Annotated in this window: 13 protein-coding genes; 8 read left to right on the top strand and 5 right to left on the bottom strand. The window is 70.8% G+C overall.

Annotated features, from left to right (window positions below; translation table 11 throughout):
- Window positions 1-47 precede the first annotated feature (47 nt).
- Entirely contained in the window at window positions 48-827 is a 780-nt protein-coding gene (gene nucS, locus EV279_RS02510) for an endonuclease NucS (RefSeq protein ID WP_133541360.1), read from the bottom strand.
- Between the two features lie 54 nt (window positions 828-881).
- A complete protein-coding gene (locus EV279_RS02505) occupies window positions 882-2,120 on the bottom strand; it encodes an MFS transporter (RefSeq protein ID WP_133541359.1) in 1,239 nt (412 codons plus the stop codon).
- Between the two features lie 58 nt (window positions 2,121-2,178).
- Between EV279_RS02505 and EV279_RS02500 the strand changes: the two genes are divergently transcribed.
- From EV279_RS02500 to EV279_RS02465, 8 genes are all read left to right on the top strand, one after another.
- The gene (locus EV279_RS02500) at window positions 2,179-3,231 is read left to right on the top strand and encodes a LacI family DNA-binding transcriptional regulator (protein ID WP_133541358.1); all 1,053 of its coding nucleotides are present in this window, start codon (window positions 2,179-2,181) and stop codon (window positions 3,229-3,231) included.
- A gap of 98 nt (window positions 3,232-3,329) precedes the next feature.
- Entirely contained in the window at window positions 3,330-6,284 is a 2,955-nt protein-coding gene (locus EV279_RS02495) for a Na+/H+ antiporter subunit A (RefSeq protein ID WP_133541357.1), read from the top strand.
- Window positions 6,281-6,823: a Na(+)/H(+) antiporter subunit C gene (locus EV279_RS02490; RefSeq protein ID WP_133541356.1), complete on the top strand. Its 543-nt coding sequence runs from the start codon at window positions 6,281-6,283 to the stop codon at window positions 6,821-6,823. Before EV279_RS02495 ends, EV279_RS02490 begins: the two co-directional genes overlap by 4 nt.
- On the top strand, window positions 6,820-8,379 hold the full coding sequence (locus EV279_RS02485) for a Na+/H+ antiporter subunit D (protein WP_133541355.1): 1,560 nt from the start codon (window positions 6,820-6,822) through the stop codon (window positions 8,377-8,379). The genes EV279_RS02490 and EV279_RS02485 overlap by 4 nt, the downstream gene beginning before the upstream one ends.
- Window positions 8,376-8,960 (top strand): Na+/H+ antiporter subunit E, encoded by a 585-nt coding sequence (locus EV279_RS02480; RefSeq protein ID WP_133541354.1) that lies wholly within the window; start codon window positions 8,376-8,378, stop codon window positions 8,958-8,960. Before EV279_RS02485 ends, EV279_RS02480 begins: the two co-directional genes overlap by 4 nt.
- Window positions 8,957-9,229 carry a monovalent cation/H+ antiporter complex subunit F gene (locus EV279_RS02475; protein ID WP_133541353.1) on the top strand — a complete coding sequence of 91 codons (273 nt, stop codon included), beginning with the start codon at window positions 8,957-8,959 and terminating at the stop codon, window positions 9,227-9,229. The genes EV279_RS02480 and EV279_RS02475 overlap by 4 nt, the downstream gene beginning before the upstream one ends.
- The gene (gene mnhG / locus EV279_RS02470) at window positions 9,226-9,582 is read left to right on the top strand and encodes a monovalent cation/H(+) antiporter subunit G (RefSeq protein WP_133541352.1); all 357 of its coding nucleotides are present in this window, start codon (window positions 9,226-9,228) and stop codon (window positions 9,580-9,582) included. Before EV279_RS02475 ends, mnhG begins: the two co-directional genes overlap by 4 nt.
- 197 nt (window positions 9,583-9,779) lie before the next feature.
- Complete coding sequence (locus tag EV279_RS02465) at window positions 9,780-10,736, top strand: hypothetical protein (RefSeq protein ID WP_133541351.1); 957 nt, start codon at window positions 9,780-9,782, stop codon at window positions 10,734-10,736.
- A 76-nt stretch (window positions 10,737-10,812) separates the two neighbouring features.
- Here the strand turns inward: EV279_RS02465 and EV279_RS02460 are convergent, their stop codons facing one another.
- The 3 genes from EV279_RS02460 to EV279_RS02450 form a co-directional block, all read right to left on the bottom strand.
- On the bottom strand, window positions 10,813-13,434 hold the full coding sequence (locus EV279_RS02460; protein ID WP_133541350.1) for a penicillin acylase family protein: 2,622 nt from the start codon (window positions 13,432-13,434) through the stop codon (window positions 10,813-10,815).
- A 130-nt stretch (window positions 13,435-13,564) separates the two neighbouring features.
- Window positions 13,565-15,010, bottom strand: coding sequence for an argininosuccinate synthase (gene argG / locus EV279_RS02455; protein WP_133541349.1), 1,446 nt, complete (start codon window positions 15,008-15,010; stop codon window positions 13,565-13,567).
- Window positions 15,011-15,105: 95 nt separating this feature from the next.
- On the bottom strand, window positions 15,106-15,840 hold the full coding sequence (locus EV279_RS02450) for a Pr6Pr family membrane protein (protein ID WP_133541348.1): 735 nt from the start codon (window positions 15,838-15,840) through the stop codon (window positions 15,106-15,108).
- Between the last annotated feature and the right edge of the window lie 3 nt (window positions 15,841-15,843).

Below are 15,843 nucleotides of genomic sequence, written 5' to 3'. Positions count from 1 at the left end.
GTACCGGGCGTGCGGGCGGGCAGGCCGCGGCCGCTGCGCTCGGCTGCTCAGAAGAGCGTCGGGAGCCCGCTGTCGACGCCCTTCATGGCGTCGTAGTCGAGGACCACGGTGTCGATGCCGCGGTCTCCGGCGAGCGTCTTGGCCTGCGGGGCGATACTCTGGGCCGCCAGGACGCCGCGGACCGGGGCGAGGTGCGGGTCGCGGTTGAGCAGCTCCAGGTACCGGGTGAGCTGCTCCACCGCGTCGATTCCGGCGCGACGCTTGACCTCGACGGCGACGTGCCGGGCGGAGGCCGGGGCCGCCGGCGCGGCGGACACGTGCACGTCGGCCTGGACGCCGGGCGGCACCTCGATCTCGACCGAGACGCCCGAAGAGACCGAGCGCAGCATGAGGTCGACCGGACCGATGGCCGTCGGGAACTCCCGGCGCACGAGCGCCAGCCCGTCGCCGATGACGTCGACCTGCTCCGCGAGCAGGCGCTGCAGGTCGGCCTCGACGCCGTCCTTGATCAGACCCGGGTCCACGCCGAGGTCGTGGGAGGCGTCGGAGATCACTTCGTGGATCCGCACGAGGAGCGCATCACCGGACTTCGCGTGGGTGACCCGCCACAGCTCGAGCACGCCCTCTTCAGCGGCCTCGGCATCCGGTGTCTCGACCGTCAGGGTGCACGGAGGGCTCATCCAGTTGAGGGGCTTGTACGAGCCGCCGTCGGAGTGGACCAGCAGGCTGCCGTCGCCCTTGTGCACGAGCAGACGGGTGGCGAGGGGCAGATGCGCCGTGAGGCGTCCGGTGTAGTCCACCGAGCAGCGGGCGATGACAAGACGCACCCGAAGAGCCTAACCGCGCCCGCGGACGTGCCGCGTCGGGCGCCGCGTCGGAGGTCAGCGCGCCGACTGGTGCCCAGCGCCGACCTTGGATCCGGCGATGGGCCTGGCTGCGCCGGAGGCGACGCCCGAGGCGATCGCGAGGAGCACAAGGATGTAGAGCGTGTTCAGCAGGCCCACGTTCTCGCTGATCAGGCCGAGCAGCGGCGGGCCGGCGAGGAAGGCGATGTAGCCGATGGTCGCGGCCGCGCTCACGCGCGCCGCCGCGTGCGCCGGGTCGTCGGCGGCGGCCGACATGCCCAGCGGGAAGCCCAGCGAGACTCCCGCGCCCCACAGCGCTGCGCCGACGAAGACGAGCGGGACGTTGGGCGCAAGGATGAACAGGAGGAGTCCGACCGTGGCCAGGCCCGCGAGCACCCGCAGCGTGGCGACTCTGCCGAAGCGGTCGACGAGCGGTCCGCCGAACACGCGGACGACGGTCATGCTCACGGAGAAGACCGCCAGCCCGGCGGCGCCGAGTGCCTGTCCCGCGCCGTGCCCCTCGGCGACGCCGAGCGCGAGCCAGTCGTTGGCCCCACCCTCCGCGAAGGCCATGCCGAGCATGATGACGCCGAGGGCGTAGGTGCGCGGCTCGCGCCAGGCCGACATCGACTCGTGCAGGCGCTCGCGCCAGGGCCGCTTCGGCGCCTCGGCATCCGGGTCCATCGACACCTCGCGAGCCGGCACGTTCGCGATGCTCCACACCGCGATGACGACGATGAAGGCCGCCATGACCGAGGTGTGCAGCAGGACGTTCGACCGCCACGCGACCGCGACGACACCGAGCGCGGCGCCGATGACGGTGCCGAAGCTGAAGAAGGCGTGGAAGAGCGGAAGGATCGTCTTGTCGGTGTGCTTCTCGATGGCGGCGCCCTCGACGTTCATCATGACGTCGAGCGAGCCGTTGCCGAGCCCGAACAGGGCGAGCCCGGCAATCACCACGAGATACGAGTTCGCGACGTCCGTGCCGATGCCGATGAGCAGCACGCCGGTCGCGAAGACGAACATCGCCACGAGCATCCCGCGCCGCGCCCCGAACCGCGCCAGCACGACCGACGCGAGAGAGAGGCCGACGATCGAGGCGAGGCCGGCGCCCAGGAGCATCAGGCCGATCTGGATGTTGTCGACGCCCAGCGTCGTCTTGATGGCCGGGACCCGCGATGCCCACGTCGCGATGCTCAGCCCGCTGGCGAAGAAGATCGCGAAGATCGCCGTGCGCCAGCGCACGAGCTGGGCCCGGGTGAGTGCGGTGTCCATCCGACCACTGTATCGAATCGATTCGAGACACGCCAACCGTCCGGGGTAGGATCAGTGGATGACCTCGCGACGTGCCACGATCGCCGACGTCGCCCGCGAGGCTGGCGTCTCGCCGTCGACGGCGTCGGTCGTGTTCAGCGGGAAGACTCCGGTGTCGGATGCCACGCGCGGGCGCGTCCTCGCCGCCGCCGAGGCGCTCGGCTACACCGGCCCAGACCCGCGAGCGGCATCCCTGCGCCGCGGCCGCTCGGGAATCGTGGGCGTCGTCTTCGAGGAGCACCTCGGCCGCGCCTTCCAGGATCCGGTGAAGATCCTCATGATGGACGGCCTCACCGAGAGCGTCGCCGGGATCGGCGCGGGACTCCTGCTGCTGCGTGACCAGGCCGCCGACACCGGCGCCCCGACGCTGACGACGGCGCCCGTCGACGCCGCCGTCCTCGTCGGCTGCTCCGGACTGGTCCGGGAGTCCCTCGCGGCCGTCAAGGCACGGGGCATCCCGGTCGTCGTGATCGAGGGCGACGCCGGAGCAGACGTCCCGCGGGTGGGGCTCGACAACCGGGAGGCGCAGCGCCAGGCGGCGAGCCACGTGCGCAGCCTCGGTCACGAGCGCGTCGCCCTCGTCGCGCTCCCCGTCCGGACCGGCTGGACGGGCGGATGGATCCGCCCCGACGAGGACGTCACCGTCGACGTGACGCGCGACCGGCTGCGCGGCGCGAGAGATGTGTTCCCGGATGCGCCGGCCTACGCGGCCGCGGGAAGCTTCATCGACGAGGGGCTCGCCGCGGGACGGGTGATCTTCGCCGACCCCGCGTCGCGGCCGACCGCGGTGCTCGCGCAGAGCGATCTGCTTGCGGCGGGAGTTGTGCGGGCGGCCGAGGAGGCCGGGCTGCGGGTGCCCGAGGACGTCAGCGTCACGGGATTCGACGGCATCGAGGTCGACGGGCTGGCCCCGTACCAGCTCACGACCATCGTCCAGCCGACCGTCGAGAAGGGCCGCGCGGCGGGGCAGGCCGTCGTCGCGATGCTCAAGGGCGAGGACGCGGCATCCATCACCTTCACCTGCGTCTTCCGCGAGGGCAACACGACCGCGCCCGCGCGCGTATCGTCCTGAGCCGAGAGGTTCCCGGGAGTCGCCTGGCGGTGCGCCGATAGACTTGCCGACGACCCCGAACGCCGTGCCTCTGGCCGCGACCCCCGAGGAGGCCGCGCATGCTCCTCCTCCTCGGCGCGTTCACGGTGGTGCCGATCCTGCTGCCGTGGCTCGTCGGGCGGATCGGCGCCCGCGCCTTCTACGTCGCCGCCCTCCTGCCGCTCGTCGCGTTCGTGCAGGCAGCGCTCCAGACCGGCGCCGTGCTCGACGGCGACATCCCGTTCGAGAGCTACGACTGGATCCCTGCGCTGGGCGTCGAGCTGTCGATGCGCATGGACGCGCTCGCGTGGGTGATGGCGCTCATCGTGACGGGCGTCGGCGCGCTGGTCATGCTCTACTGCCGCTGGTATTTCCGCGACCCCTCCACCGGCTCGGGGACCAGCCAGGGCGTGGGGCAGTTCTCGGCGGTGCTGCTCGCCTTCGCCGGTGCGATGTACGGCCTCGTGCTGACGGACGACATCGTCATCCTCATCATCCTGTGGGAGGTCACGAGCGTCCTGTCGTACCTCCTCATCGGGTACTACCACCGCCGGGGCGCGAGCCGCCGCGCCGCCCTCCAGGCCCTCCTCGTGACGACGCTCGGCGGCCTCGTGATGCTCATCGGGGTCGTCCTTCTCGTCGTCGAGGCGGGCACCTCGAGCCTGTCGACGATCCTCGCCGATGCGCCGACCGGACCCGTCGTCGATGCCGCGCTCGTGCTTCTGCTCGTCGGGGCGCTCAGCAAGTCCGCCATCTTCCCCTTCCACTTCTGGCTGCCCGGCGCCATGGCGGCGCCGACGCCCGTCAGCGCCTACCTCCACGCGGCGGCGATGGTCAAGGCGGGCATCTACTTCATCGCCCTCTTCGCGCCGATCTACGCGATCGCACCGCCGTGGCGGCCCATCGTCATCTCGCTCGGCGTGTTCACGATGCTGCTCGGCGGGTGGCAGGCGCTGCGCGAGACCGACCTCAAGCGCATCCTCGCGTTCGGCACGGTGAGCCAGCTCGGCATGCTGACGGTCGTCCTCGGCTTCGGCACGCAGGACGCCGCGCTCACGGGCCTCGCGCTCCTTCTCGCGCACGCGCTGTTCAAGTCGTGCCTCTTCCTCATCGTCGGTGTCATCGACCGCCAGCTGTCGACCCGCGACATCCGTGAGCTGAGCGGCCTGGCCCGGCAGGCGCCCGTCATGACGACGTTCGCCGTCATCGCCGTCGCATCGATGATGGGCATCATCCCGACGATCGGGTTCGTCGCGAAGGAGGGCGCGCTCACGGCGCTGCTGTACGAGGCGACGGCGGGTTCGCCGGGGGGCATCGTGGCGTTCTCGGGAGTGGCTCTCGGATCCGTGCTTACCGCGGCGTACGGCATCCGGTTCCTGTGGGGAGCGTTCTGGACGAAACGGGATGCCGAGGGCCGGCCCGTCGCCGCGACCGAGTGGCCCGACCCGCCCATCGGGTTCCTCGCCGCTCCCGTCTTCCTGTCGGCACTCTCGGTGGTCCTCGGCTTCGCCGCGCCCCTCCTCGACCTCGTCCTCCTGCCGTACGCCGAGACGGCGCCGCCCTCGACGCCCGGCGTGCCGCCGCCGGACCACGTCTACCACCTGGCCCTGTGGCACGGCCTCGAGCCGGCGCTGTTCATCTCGCTCGGCACCATCGCCGCCGGTGCGGCGCTGTTCGTCCTCACCGCGCGGAGGACGCCGCGCCGGGTCATCCCCTTCACCGCCGCGGACGCGTACAACGCGACACTGCGCGCAGTGGCCCGCCTGTCGGTGCTGACGACGAGCTTCACGCAGCGCGGCTCGCTCCCGGTGTACGTCGGCACGATCTTCATCGTCTTCGTCGCCGCCGAGGGCACGGTGCTCCTCGCCGGCCGCGAGTGGCGGGCCGAGCTCGACGCGTACCAGACGCCGTCGCAGCTGCTCGTCGCTCCGATCATGATCATCGCGGGCATCATCGCGACGCGGGCGCGCAAGCGCTACACCGGTGTCGTCCTCGTGTCGGTGACGGGACTGGGCATGGTCGTGCTCTTCGCCACGAGCGGCGCTCCCGACCTGGCGCTGACCCAGATCCTCGTCGAGACGGTGACGCTCGTCGCCTTCGCCCTCGTGCTGCGCCGGATCCCCTCCCGGCTCGGGGAGCACAACGCCTCGGTCGCGCCGATCGCGCGCGCCGTGCTCGGCATCGCGACGGGCGCGGTGATGGCGATGGTGGCGATCGTCGCGACGGGGGCGCGGGCGGCAGAGCGCATCTCGACGGAGTGGCCGTCGCTGGCGTACGAGATCGGACACGGCCGGAACGTCGTGAACGTCGCGCTGGTGGACCTGCGCGGCTGGGACACGATGGGCGAGCTCTCGGTGGTCATCGTGGCGGCCACGGGCGTGGCATCGCTCGTCTTCGTCACGCACCGGGCGGACATGCTGTCGGCGCTGACCGAACCGCTGCCGCGCGCCGCCTCGCGCACTCGGCGTCCGCTCGTCGAGACCGAGGACGGTCCGCAGCCTCAGACGGCCGACCTCCGCCACCGACCGCGCGCCTGGCTCGTGGGCGGGCAGCGCGTGCGGCCCGAGAACCGCTCGATCGTCCTCGAGGTGATCGTGCGGATCCTCTTCCACACCGTGATCCTCATCTCGCTCTACGTCCTCTTCGCGGGGCACAACCTGCCCGGCGGCGGCTTCGCCGGCGGCCTCATCGGCGGGATGGCCCTTGTCATGCGCTACGTCGCGGGCGGACGGTACGAGCTCGGCGCCGCGGCGCCCACCGACGCCGGCCGGCTCCTCGGCGTCGGGATGACGATCGCCGTCCTGTGCGCCATCGTGCCGCTGCTGTTCCAGGCGCCGCCCCTCAAGAGCGCCTTCGTGGAGGCGGAGCTGGAGTGGCTGGGCCACGTCGAGTTCGTCACCCCGACCCTCTTCGACATCGGCGTGTACCTCGTCGTCATCGGACTGGTCCTCGACGTGCTGCGCAGTCTCGGCGCGGAGGTCGACCGGCAGCGGCTGGAGCAGCGGGGCGCGCGAGCGGGGGCGGGCACCGCATGAACGTCTCCCTCGTCCTCATCGTGATCATGGCCGTGCTCTTCGCGTGCGGCGTGTACGCCATGCTCGAGCGCAGCCTCACGCGCGTCCTCATCGGCTTCCTCCTGCTGGGGAACGCGGCGAACCTCCTGCTCCTCATCGTCATGGGGCAGCCCGCACTCGCGCCTTTCTACGGCGCAGAGGGCGAGGTATCCGATCCCCTCCCTCAGGCCCTCATGCTCACGGCGATCGTCATCACCTTCGCCATCTCGGCGTTCCTCCTCGCCCTCATCTACCGCTCCTGGCAGCTCGGGCAGGCCGACTCGGTGACGGATGACGAGGCCGACCGCGCCGTCCGGCAGCGCAGCCGCACGACCGAGGACACGATGGACGACGAGGCCGAGCTCCTGACCGACAGCGCGACGACCGACTTCGTCGGCGTGGACACCTCTCCCATCACCGTGCTCGGCAGCCGCGACGTGCCCGGCTTGGTCGACGACGCTCCCTCCGATCGCCCGCTCACCCGCCGTCCGCCGCGTGACGAGGGAGGTGACCGCCCATGAGCGCCCTCGTGCCGCTCCTGGTCACGCTCCCGCTCCTCGGCGCGGCCATCGCGCTCATCGCGGGGCGGCACCGCCGCACCCAGGTGGGCGTGTCCATCGTGACCCTCACGATCGTGCTCGTGATCGCTGCGATCCTCCTCATCGCAGTCGACGCGGGCGGCCAGCCGATCGCGGTGTCGGTCGGAGGATGGCCGATCCCGTTCGGCATCGTGCTGTACGTCGACCGGCTCGCGGCCCTCCTCGTCGTCGTCTCGAGCGTCGTGCTGCTGGCCGTCCTCCTCTTCTCGGTCGGGCAGGGTGCCGCCGACGGCGACGACGACACGCCGGTCTCGATCTTCCACCCGTCGTACCTGATCCTCGCCGCGGGGATCTTCACGGCCTTCATCGCGGGCGATCTGTTCAACCTCTATGTCGGGTTCGAGATCCTCCTCGTCGCGTCGTACGTGCTCATCACCCTCGGCAGCACAGAGTCGCGCATCCGCACGGGCGTCGTCTACATCGTCGTCTCGCTCGTCTCGTCGATCCTCTTCCTCTCCTCCATCGCCGTGATCTACGGCGCTCTCGGCACGGTCAACATGGTGCAGATCTCCGAGCGGATGAGCGAGCTGCCGCAGGACACGCAGCTCGTGCTGCACCTCATGCTCCTGATCGCCTTCGGCATCAAGGCGGCCGTCTTCCCCCTGTCGTTCTGGCTCCCCGACTCCTACCCGACGGCACCGGCGCCGGTCACGGCGGTCTTCGCGGGACTGCTCACCAAGGTGGGCGTCTACGCGCTCATCCGCACCGAGACGCAGCTGTTCGCCGACAACGACATCAACACGCTGCTCATGATCGTGGCGCTGGCCACCATGATCGTCGGCGTGCTGGGCGCTGTCGCGCAGGCCGAGCTCAAGCGCATCCTGTCGTTCACCCTCGTGAGCCACATCGGCTACATGGTCTTCGGTCTCGCCATCGCGACGCCCGCCGCGATCGGCGCCACGATCTACTACATGGTCCACCACATCGTGGTGCAGACGACCCTGTTCCTGGCGGTGGGGCTCGTCGAACGCCGGGCGGGCAGCACGTCGATCCTGCGGGTCACGGGGCTCATGCGCGCGGCGCCGGTCATCGCCGTGCTCTACTTCATCCCCGCCGTCAACCTCGGAGGTCTGCCGCCCTTCTCGGGCTTCATCGGCAAGTACGCGCTGTTCGACGCGGCCGCCCAGGTCGGCACGCCGATCATGATGGTGCTCATCGTCGGCGGCATCGTGACGAGCCTCCTGACGCTCTACGCGCTCATGCGCGCGTGGAACCTGTCCTTCTGGCGGGAGGACGAGGATGACTCGGCCGAGACCGAGTCGCGCATCTCGTACCTCGGAGACGCGCCCGCCGCCGCGGTCCAGACCGAGCGGCGGGTGATCCCGCGCATCATGACCGCTGCGACGGCGGGGATGGTCGCCGTGACGCTCGCCCTCACCATCTTCGCCGGGCCGCTCTACGACGTGTGCGCCCGCATCGGGGCGTCGCTCCTCGAGCCGGTCAGCCTCACCCAGCTGCAAGAGGAGGCCGGACAGTGAGCCCCGACTCCGGCACCGGCACGCGCCGCGTGCTCGCTCAAGCCTGGCGTCAGCTGCCGTTCTTCGTGTGGCTCGTCGTGCTGTGGATGCTGCTGTGGGGCCAGTTCACCCTCCTGGCCTTCCTCACGGGGCTCGTCGCCGCCGCCTTCGTCACGCGCGTGTTCCGCCTGCCGCCCGTCGAGCTGTCGGGCCGGGTCAACCTCTGGTACGGCCTCGTGTTCGTCCTGGCGTTCCTCTTCGCCGTCGTCCGCGGCTCGCTCGTCGTCGCCTGGCAGGTGCTCGACGTCCGGACCCTCCCCGGACCGGCGATCATCGCCGTCCCGCTCCGAGTCGACGACGACCTCATCATGTCGCACACGGCGGTCACGGCATCCCTCATCCCCGGCTCGCTGCTCATCGACGCCGATCGCGATCGGCGGATCCTCTACCTGCACGTCATCGGCGTCAGCAACGACCGCGATCTCGAGCTGCAGCGCGAGAGCGTGCTGCGCTGGGAGGCCCGTATCGTCCGCGCGGTGGGCTCGCGGGCCCAGCTGGAGAAGATCCGGGCCGATCACCCCGCCAGAGGAGGCCGGGCATGACCGCCCTGCTCGTCGTCATCTACGTCGTCTTCGCCGTCTCGGCGCTGCTGACGATGTACCGCATCGTCGTGGGTCCGTCGATCCTCGACCGCGCCGTGGCGGCCGACGTGCTCATGACCCTCGTCGTGTGCGTGCTCGGCGCCGACATGGCGATCAACCACCACACCCGGACGCTGCCCGTGCTGCTCGTCATCGCCGCGGTGGGCGTCTTCGGATCGATCTCGGTCGCGCGCTGGGTGGCGCGGCGCGACAACGAGGGCCAATCGTGAGCGCCGTGCTCGATGTCATCGCGGCCGTCCTGATCCTGATCGGCGCGCTCCTGTGCCTCACGGCCGCCATCGGCCTCCTTCGCTTCCGCGATGTGCCGAGCCGCCTGCACGCCGCGACGAAGCCGCAGGTGCTCGGTGTCATCCTCATCTGCCTGGCTGTCGCCCTGGCTCTCCGGTCGTGGGCAGTGGTCGCGTTCCTCGTGCCGATCGTCCTCATCCAGCTCGCGACGGCGCCGCTGTCGGCTCACATGGTGGGCCGGCAGGCGTACCGCAACGGCACGATCGACCGCCCGTCCCTCCGCGCCGACGAGATCGCCGAGTCGCAGGAGACCCCGCCCGCCGCCGGCGGCTGACCCGTCTCGCGCCGGGCCGCCGGTCCCACACTCCACCGAAATCGCAGGATTCACCGCGCGAGCCGCTCGGATGCCGTCATCCGTGTCATCTCGACGCGGCGAGCTGCGTTCCTCCCCAGGCCGGCCCGGGTCGGCGGATTCCCAAGTGTGGCGGCGGCGCGGCCGTGCGCGGTGGCCGCGGCCCGCATCCTCGACGTGTGCTCGAGCTTCCCCCATGGATGGACGGCGTCGCGTTCACCACCGCGGAGGGACGCGCGGCGGGTCTCACCGATGCGCAGCTGAGGCGGGTGGAGCTGGCCCGCCCCTTCCACGGTGTCCGTGTGCGCGGGCTCGGCGGTCGCATCGACGGAGGTCTGATCGATCGATGCCACGATCTGCGGGCCGTCCTGCCCGCGAGCTCCTCCTTCAGCCACCTGACGGCCGCTCGCCTCTGGGAGTTCCCGCTTCCCTGGAGCGCGGCCGCGGAACCGCTCCACGTCGTCTCGCCCGGTTCGATCCCGATTCGCAGGTCGGGCGTGGTCGGCTGGACGCGAAGAGACCCGCAGACCGTGCGGCTCCTGCACGGACTGCCGGTCACCTCGCCGGCCGACACGTGGGCGATGCTCTCGATGATGAGCGACGGCCGGGGACGCGCCGTGCCCCGCGAGTGGCTCGTCGCCGTCGGCGACTTCCTGATCTCAGGACGACGGACGAGGTGGGGCCGCGATGACCCCCTCGCATCAATGCGCGAACTCACGGAGGCGGTGGCGCTCCACGGCTCGCGCCGAGGCGCGGCATCCCTCGCCTGGGCACTCGCCCGCGTGCGACGTCCGGTCGACTCGCCGCGCGAGACGCTTCTCCGGCTGGGCCTCGTCGCGGCGCGTCTGCGCGAGCCGATTCCGCAGCCGGCGATCCCGACCGCCGCGGGTGACCGGCACCCCGACCTCGCCTACCTTCCCGAACGCGTGCTCATCGAGTACCTGGGGGATGTGCACCGGATCGATCCGCGCGCCTGGCGGCAGGATCTGACGCGCGTGCAGCTGTTCGAGGATGCCGGCTACCGGACGATCCTCGTCGGCGCCGAAGACGTCTCACCCGACGGCATGCCGCGCCTCGCCGCCCGGGTGCGCCGCGCCCTGGGGCGAGGCGCAGGTGCCTCGAGATCGCACGAATGACGTTCTGAGCGAAGTCGGAACCGTGATCCGTGCGATCTCGGGCGCTCGCCGGCGCAGAACAGCCGGAGCCGGCGGGTCAGGAGGCCGGCACGAGGGTCAGCGTATGCATCGTCGCGGCGGTCACGGCCTCGGGCGAGAAGGCCCAGGGCGTGAGCTCGATGCGCTGCCACGCCGGCGTCTGGTCCACGTAGTTCTCGTGGAAGGCGTGGCCGCTCTGGCCGGTGAGCTGGTTCCACCGCGAGGCGTCGAAGTCCGACAGGTCGACGATCATGCGCATCGACGGCACGGTGATGGTCTCGAAGCTGTCGCCGAGGTCCCAGCCGGTCGCGTTCACCACCGAGCTGCCGCCGGCGACCGCATACGGTCCGCGGTTGAAGAGCCACTCGATGGGCTGGATGCCGGACTCGCCGAACGTGCCGTTCCGCAGCGGCAGCGCGTGCAGGGTCCCCCAGTTCCACCGGTCCGGCCGGTCGCCCTGCAGCTCTGCGAGGCGCTCGTAGGCGTCCACGGCGCTCCGCTCGAGCATCTCGGCCCGCCCCGACACATCGAGCCCCGGGTTCTCCCACCAGGCCGACTCGGGGTCGTCGAGCAGTCGGTCGACCACGAGGAAGAGCCTCCCCTGGTTCGCGAGCGACGCGCCCGTCTCACGCCCGCGAACGAAGAGATTCTGCACGAGCTCGTCCCACAGCGCGTTGGCGTAGGCGGCCGGCGCCGAGTCGGTGTCGTTCTGCACGTCCCACGAGCGCAGGAGCTCGAGCGCGGCATCCACCTTCTCGTCGCCGGTCGTGACGTCGTGGAGAGCCGAGGAGAGCCGGATGCCGATCCAGAACTGCTCGTCGGCCTGGATGTCGCGCATGTCGTCGGCCGTCAGAGGTCCCAGGGCGATCGCGCGCTGGAGCAGCTCGGTGATGCGCGCCGCGCGCCACCCGTAGTCCCAGTCGCGCGTGAGGAGATAGGGGTAGTCCGCCCCGACGACCGCATTGTTCGCCGTGACGATGTAGCCCTCGGGCGGGTTGTAGGCGACGGGCAGCTCGGCGGCCGGGATGAATCCCTTCCAGTCGTAGGCCGGGTCCCACCCCGGCTGCGGCAGAGAGCCGTCGCCCGCACCCCGGATCGGCAGGCGCCCCGGCGTCTGGTAGCCGATGTTTCCCGCGATGTCGGCGTACACGAGGTTCTGCGCGGGCACGTCGAAGAGCGCGGCGGCCGCGCGGAAGTCGTCGAAGTTCCGGGCGGTGCCCAGGGCGAAGATGGCGGATGCCGTGGTCCCTGGCTGCAGGGCCGTCCACTGCAGCGCGATCGCATCCTCACCCGCCGGGGGGTCGGCGGGAGGGGCGACCGCGCCGCCGGCTGTGCCGGTGTACGGCCGTTCGGCGATCGACCCGAAGTCGCCCGAGACGTCCGAGATGATCGGCCCGTGCACGGTGGAGCGGATCTCCAGCTGCTCCGGATCTCCTCCGGCGACCTTCAGCGTCTCGGTGCGCTGTTCGAGCGGCACCAGGGCGCCGTCCCTCCAGTACGCGTCGCCGTCGAGCTTCTCGAGGTAGAGGTCGGTCACGTCGGTGGTCAGGTTCGTGAAGCCCCACGCGATGTCGGCGTTGTGCCCGATCACGATCCCCGGCATCCCCGAGAACCCGAATCCGGCGAGGTCGAAGGGGCACTCCTCGGTCACCTGCAGGCACCGCAGGCCGATCTGATGCCAGACGCTCGGCAGGCTCGCGCCGAGATGCGGGTCGTTCGCGAGCAGAGGCATCCCCGACTCCGTGAGGTCGCCGGAGACGACCCACGAGTTCGATCCGATCCCCTCCCCGACCCCGCCGACGAGCTCGGACACCGCCTCGACCACCCCCTCGACCGTCGTCCACTCCACGGAGGCGGTCTCCACGGTGGGCGAGGCACCCGTCGTCGTCTGGACGCTCGCGGGCGCGACGGCCTCGGTCGGCGGAGGTGTGATCGTCGGCACGATGACGGGATTGCGGTCGTATGGATACGCGGGATACAGCTCGGCGAGCTGCTCGGCCGACAGGTCCGGCGCGAGGAGCGCACGCTGGGTCTCGGACTCGATGTTGTCGCGGAGGTCCCAGGCCATCGCCTTGAGCCACGCGACGGAGTCCGCGGGCGCCCACGGCTCGATCTCGTACGCCGGGTTCTGCAGTCCGAGCACGGCGTACTCGAGGGATGCCTCGGCGCCCTCGTGGTCGGCGAGGTACGCGTTGACCCCGTCGGCGTACGACTCGTAGTAGCCCAGGATCGTCGGGTCGAGCGCCGCGACCTCCTGCTCGGCGACCTTGCGCCACCCGAGCGTGCGGAGGAAGCGGTCGGTCGGCAGCTGCGACTCCCCGAAGAGCTCCGAGAGCCGCCCGCTCGTCACGTGCCGCCGGAAGTCCATCTCCCAGAAGCGGTCCTGCGCGTGCACGTATCCCTGCGCGAAGAAGAGGTCATGCGAGGAGCGCGCCGTGATGACGGGGATGCCGAGGCCGTCCCGCTGGACCGTCACCTCGCCGCCGAGTCCCTCGAGCTCGATCTCCCCGCTCACCTGCGGGAACGACCGCTGCAGCGTCCAGGCACCGAAGCCGGCCGCGAAGGCCCCGGTGAGGAGCACGACCGCCACGAGCCCGAAAGCGATGATGCCGAGGATCCGTCCGACGGAGCGCTTGCGAGGAGGCGGGACCGCCGTGGGACCGGGATCGGGGTTCGACATCGACACTTCCTGGAGACGCGGAGTGGGACCGCGGTTCATCGACCGCGGTCCTCAGTGTCACACGTCGGGTCGTGGGACACCGTCTCGCACTCTATCCCGCGAGTGCGCGGAATGCCTTCACGGGAAAGGGTCAGTCGGTGCCCAGGTCGAACGCGGCCGCCTCGTTCGCGGCGTCGGTCCTGTCGGTCAGCGCCTCCTGCTCGGCGCCGACCGGGAGCGCCGGCTCGATGATCTCGTCGGCCTCGCCGGCCGTGACGCGTCCGACGAGCGCACCGGTCGCCCCCCCGATGAGGCCGAGGCCGGCGTACTGCTCCAGGCGGGCCCGGGAGTCTGCGATGTCGAGGTTGCGCATCGTGAGCTGGCCGATGCGGTCGGTCGGCCCGAAGGCGGCGTCGCCGACGCGCTCCATCGACAGCTTCTCGGGTGCGTACGACATCCCGGCGGCGATCGTGTCGAGGATCGTGTAGTCGTCGCCGCGCCGCAGGCGCAGCGTGACCGAGCCCGTGATCGTCGATCCGACCCACTTCTGGATCGACTCGCGCAGCATCAGGGACTGCGGCTCGAGCCAGCGGCCCTCGTACATGAGGCGCCCGAGACGCCGGCCCTGCTCGTGGTAGGTCGCGAGGGTGTCCTCGTTCAGGATGCTGTTGACCAGGCGCTCGTAGGCGACGAAGAGCAGCGCCATTCCCGGCGCCTCGTAGATCCCACGCGACTTCGCCTCGATGATGCGGTTCTCGATCTGGTCGCTCATGCCCAGGCCGTGGCGGCCGCCGATGCGGTTGGCCTCGAAGACGAGCTCGACGGGGTCGCCGCCGAAGTCCCGGCCGTCGATCGAGACGGGGCGGCCCCCCTCGAACGCGATCGTGACGTCCTCGCTCGCGATGTCGACCGCATCGTCCCAGAAGCGCACGCCCATGATGGGCTCGACGGTCTCGAGAGAGACGTCGAGGTGCTCGAGCGTCTTCGCCTCATGGGTCGCGCCCCAGATGTTCGCGTCGGTCGAGTACGCCTTCTCCGCGCTGTCGCGATAGGGGAAGCCGTGGGCGACGAGCCACTCGCTCATCTCCTTGCGCCCGCCGAGCTCGGTGACGAAGCCGGCGTCCAGCCAGGGCTTGTAGATGCGCAGGGCCGGGTTGGCGAGGAGGCCGTAGCGGTAGAACCGCTCGATGTCGTTGCCCTTATAGGTGGAGCCGTCGCCCCAGATGTCGACGCCGTCCTCCTTCATGGCGCGCACGAGCAGTGTGCCGGTCACCGCGCGGCCGAGAGGGGTCGTGTTGAAGTAGGTCTTCCCCCCCGAGCGGATGTGGAAGGCGCCGCACGCGAGGGCGACGAAGCCCTCCTCGACGAGCGCCGTCTTGCAGTCCACCAGGCGTGCGACCTCCGCGCCGTACTCGAGCGCGCGGCCGGGGATCGCTTCGATGTCGTCCTCGTCGGGCTGACCCAGATCGCCCGTGTAGGTGCACGGCACGGCGCCCTTGTCGCGCATCCAGGCGACGGCGACGGAGGTGTCGAGTCCTCCCGAGAAGGCGATGCCGACGCGCTCGCCGACGGGCAGGGACTGGAGGACCTTCGACATGCGGTCAAGTTTAGTGAGGGCGTGTCGGGCACCTGAACGCGAAGACGGATGCCGCGCCCCTTCGGCCGCGGCATCCATCTGTCTTCCCGATCACGTCAGATCATCAGCGCGCCGCGTGCCCGGGGCGTGCGACCCCGTGCCGCCCTCTTCTCGCGGTGGCGGCCGACGGCGATGATGACGGCGCCGATCGCCAGGAAGCCCGCCGTCATGACCGCTATATAGAGGAGCGGCGAGCGGTACCCGCCCGCGATGTGCGGGTCGAGGAACGGGTACGGGTACCACCACGGGGTGGTCCCGTCGGGGCTCGCGACGCGCTCGCCGCGCACCATCGTGTACGTGACCCACGTGATCGGGTAGCCGACGAGCACGCCGAGCGACCACCACGGCAGTCCGCGCCGACGCGGCGCCAGCAGCAGGTCGATCAGGAAGTAGATCGGCATGACGACGTGCAGCACCTCGGCGGCGTACTTGTCGAGGAGGGCGATGCCGGCGGAGTCCCCCAGCGCGACGGCCGACGGAAGGCCCCGCAGCAGGACGTTGTAGACGATGCCGAGCAGGAAGATCGGCCCCGCCACGGCGGCCAGTCCGAGCGCGATCCCCATCGGCTCGGGCGAGGTCCCAGGGTGCCGTTCCGACCAGTTGACGGCGACGGCGAGCACGACGACGCTCAGCAGCGTCGACACGATCGTGAACAGGCTGAAGTAGTTGGCCAAGACGTCGCCCAGCATCTGCTGCTGGCGCGCTGCCCGGTCGACATTGACCACGAGACCTGCGACGACGCCCGACAGGGCGGTGGCCGCGGCCGCGATCCTGAACCATACCCAATACATTTC

The sequence above is a fragment of the Microbacterium sp. BK668 genome (assembly GCF_004362195.1).
GTDB lineage: Bacteria > Actinomycetota > Actinomycetes > Actinomycetales > Microbacteriaceae > Microbacterium.
Note: the sequence above shows the minus strand (reverse complement) of the source record. Positions and strands in the feature narration are given on the sequence as shown.

Coding starts and splice junctions, on each gene's coding strand:
- EV279_RS02475 (WP_133541353.1), top strand. CDS start 8,957: ATGACCGCCCTGCTCGTCGTCATCTACGTCGTCTTCGCCGTCTCGGCG.
- EV279_RS02505 (WP_133541359.1), bottom strand. CDS start 2,120: ATGGACACCGCACTCACCCGGGCCCAGCTCGTGCGCTGGCGCACGGCG.
- EV279_RS02450 (WP_133541348.1), bottom strand. CDS start 15,840: ATGTATTGGGTATGGTTCAGGATCGCGGCCGCGGCCACCGCCCTGTCG.
- argG (WP_133541349.1), bottom strand. CDS start 15,010: ATGTCGAAGGTCCTCCAGTCCCTGCCCGTCGGCGAGCGCGTCGGCATC.
- EV279_RS02495 (WP_133541357.1), top strand. CDS start 3,330: ATGCTCCTCCTCCTCGGCGCGTTCACGGTGGTGCCGATCCTGCTGCCG.
- EV279_RS02485 (WP_133541355.1), top strand. CDS start 6,820: ATGAGCGCCCTCGTGCCGCTCCTGGTCACGCTCCCGCTCCTCGGCGCG.
- EV279_RS02500 (WP_133541358.1), top strand. CDS start 2,179: ATGACCTCGCGACGTGCCACGATCGCCGACGTCGCCCGCGAGGCTGGC.
- EV279_RS02460 (WP_133541350.1), bottom strand. CDS start 13,434: ATGTCGAACCCCGATCCCGGTCCCACGGCGGTCCCGCCTCCTCGCAAG.
- EV279_RS02490 (WP_133541356.1), top strand. CDS start 6,281: ATGAACGTCTCCCTCGTCCTCATCGTGATCATGGCCGTGCTCTTCGCG.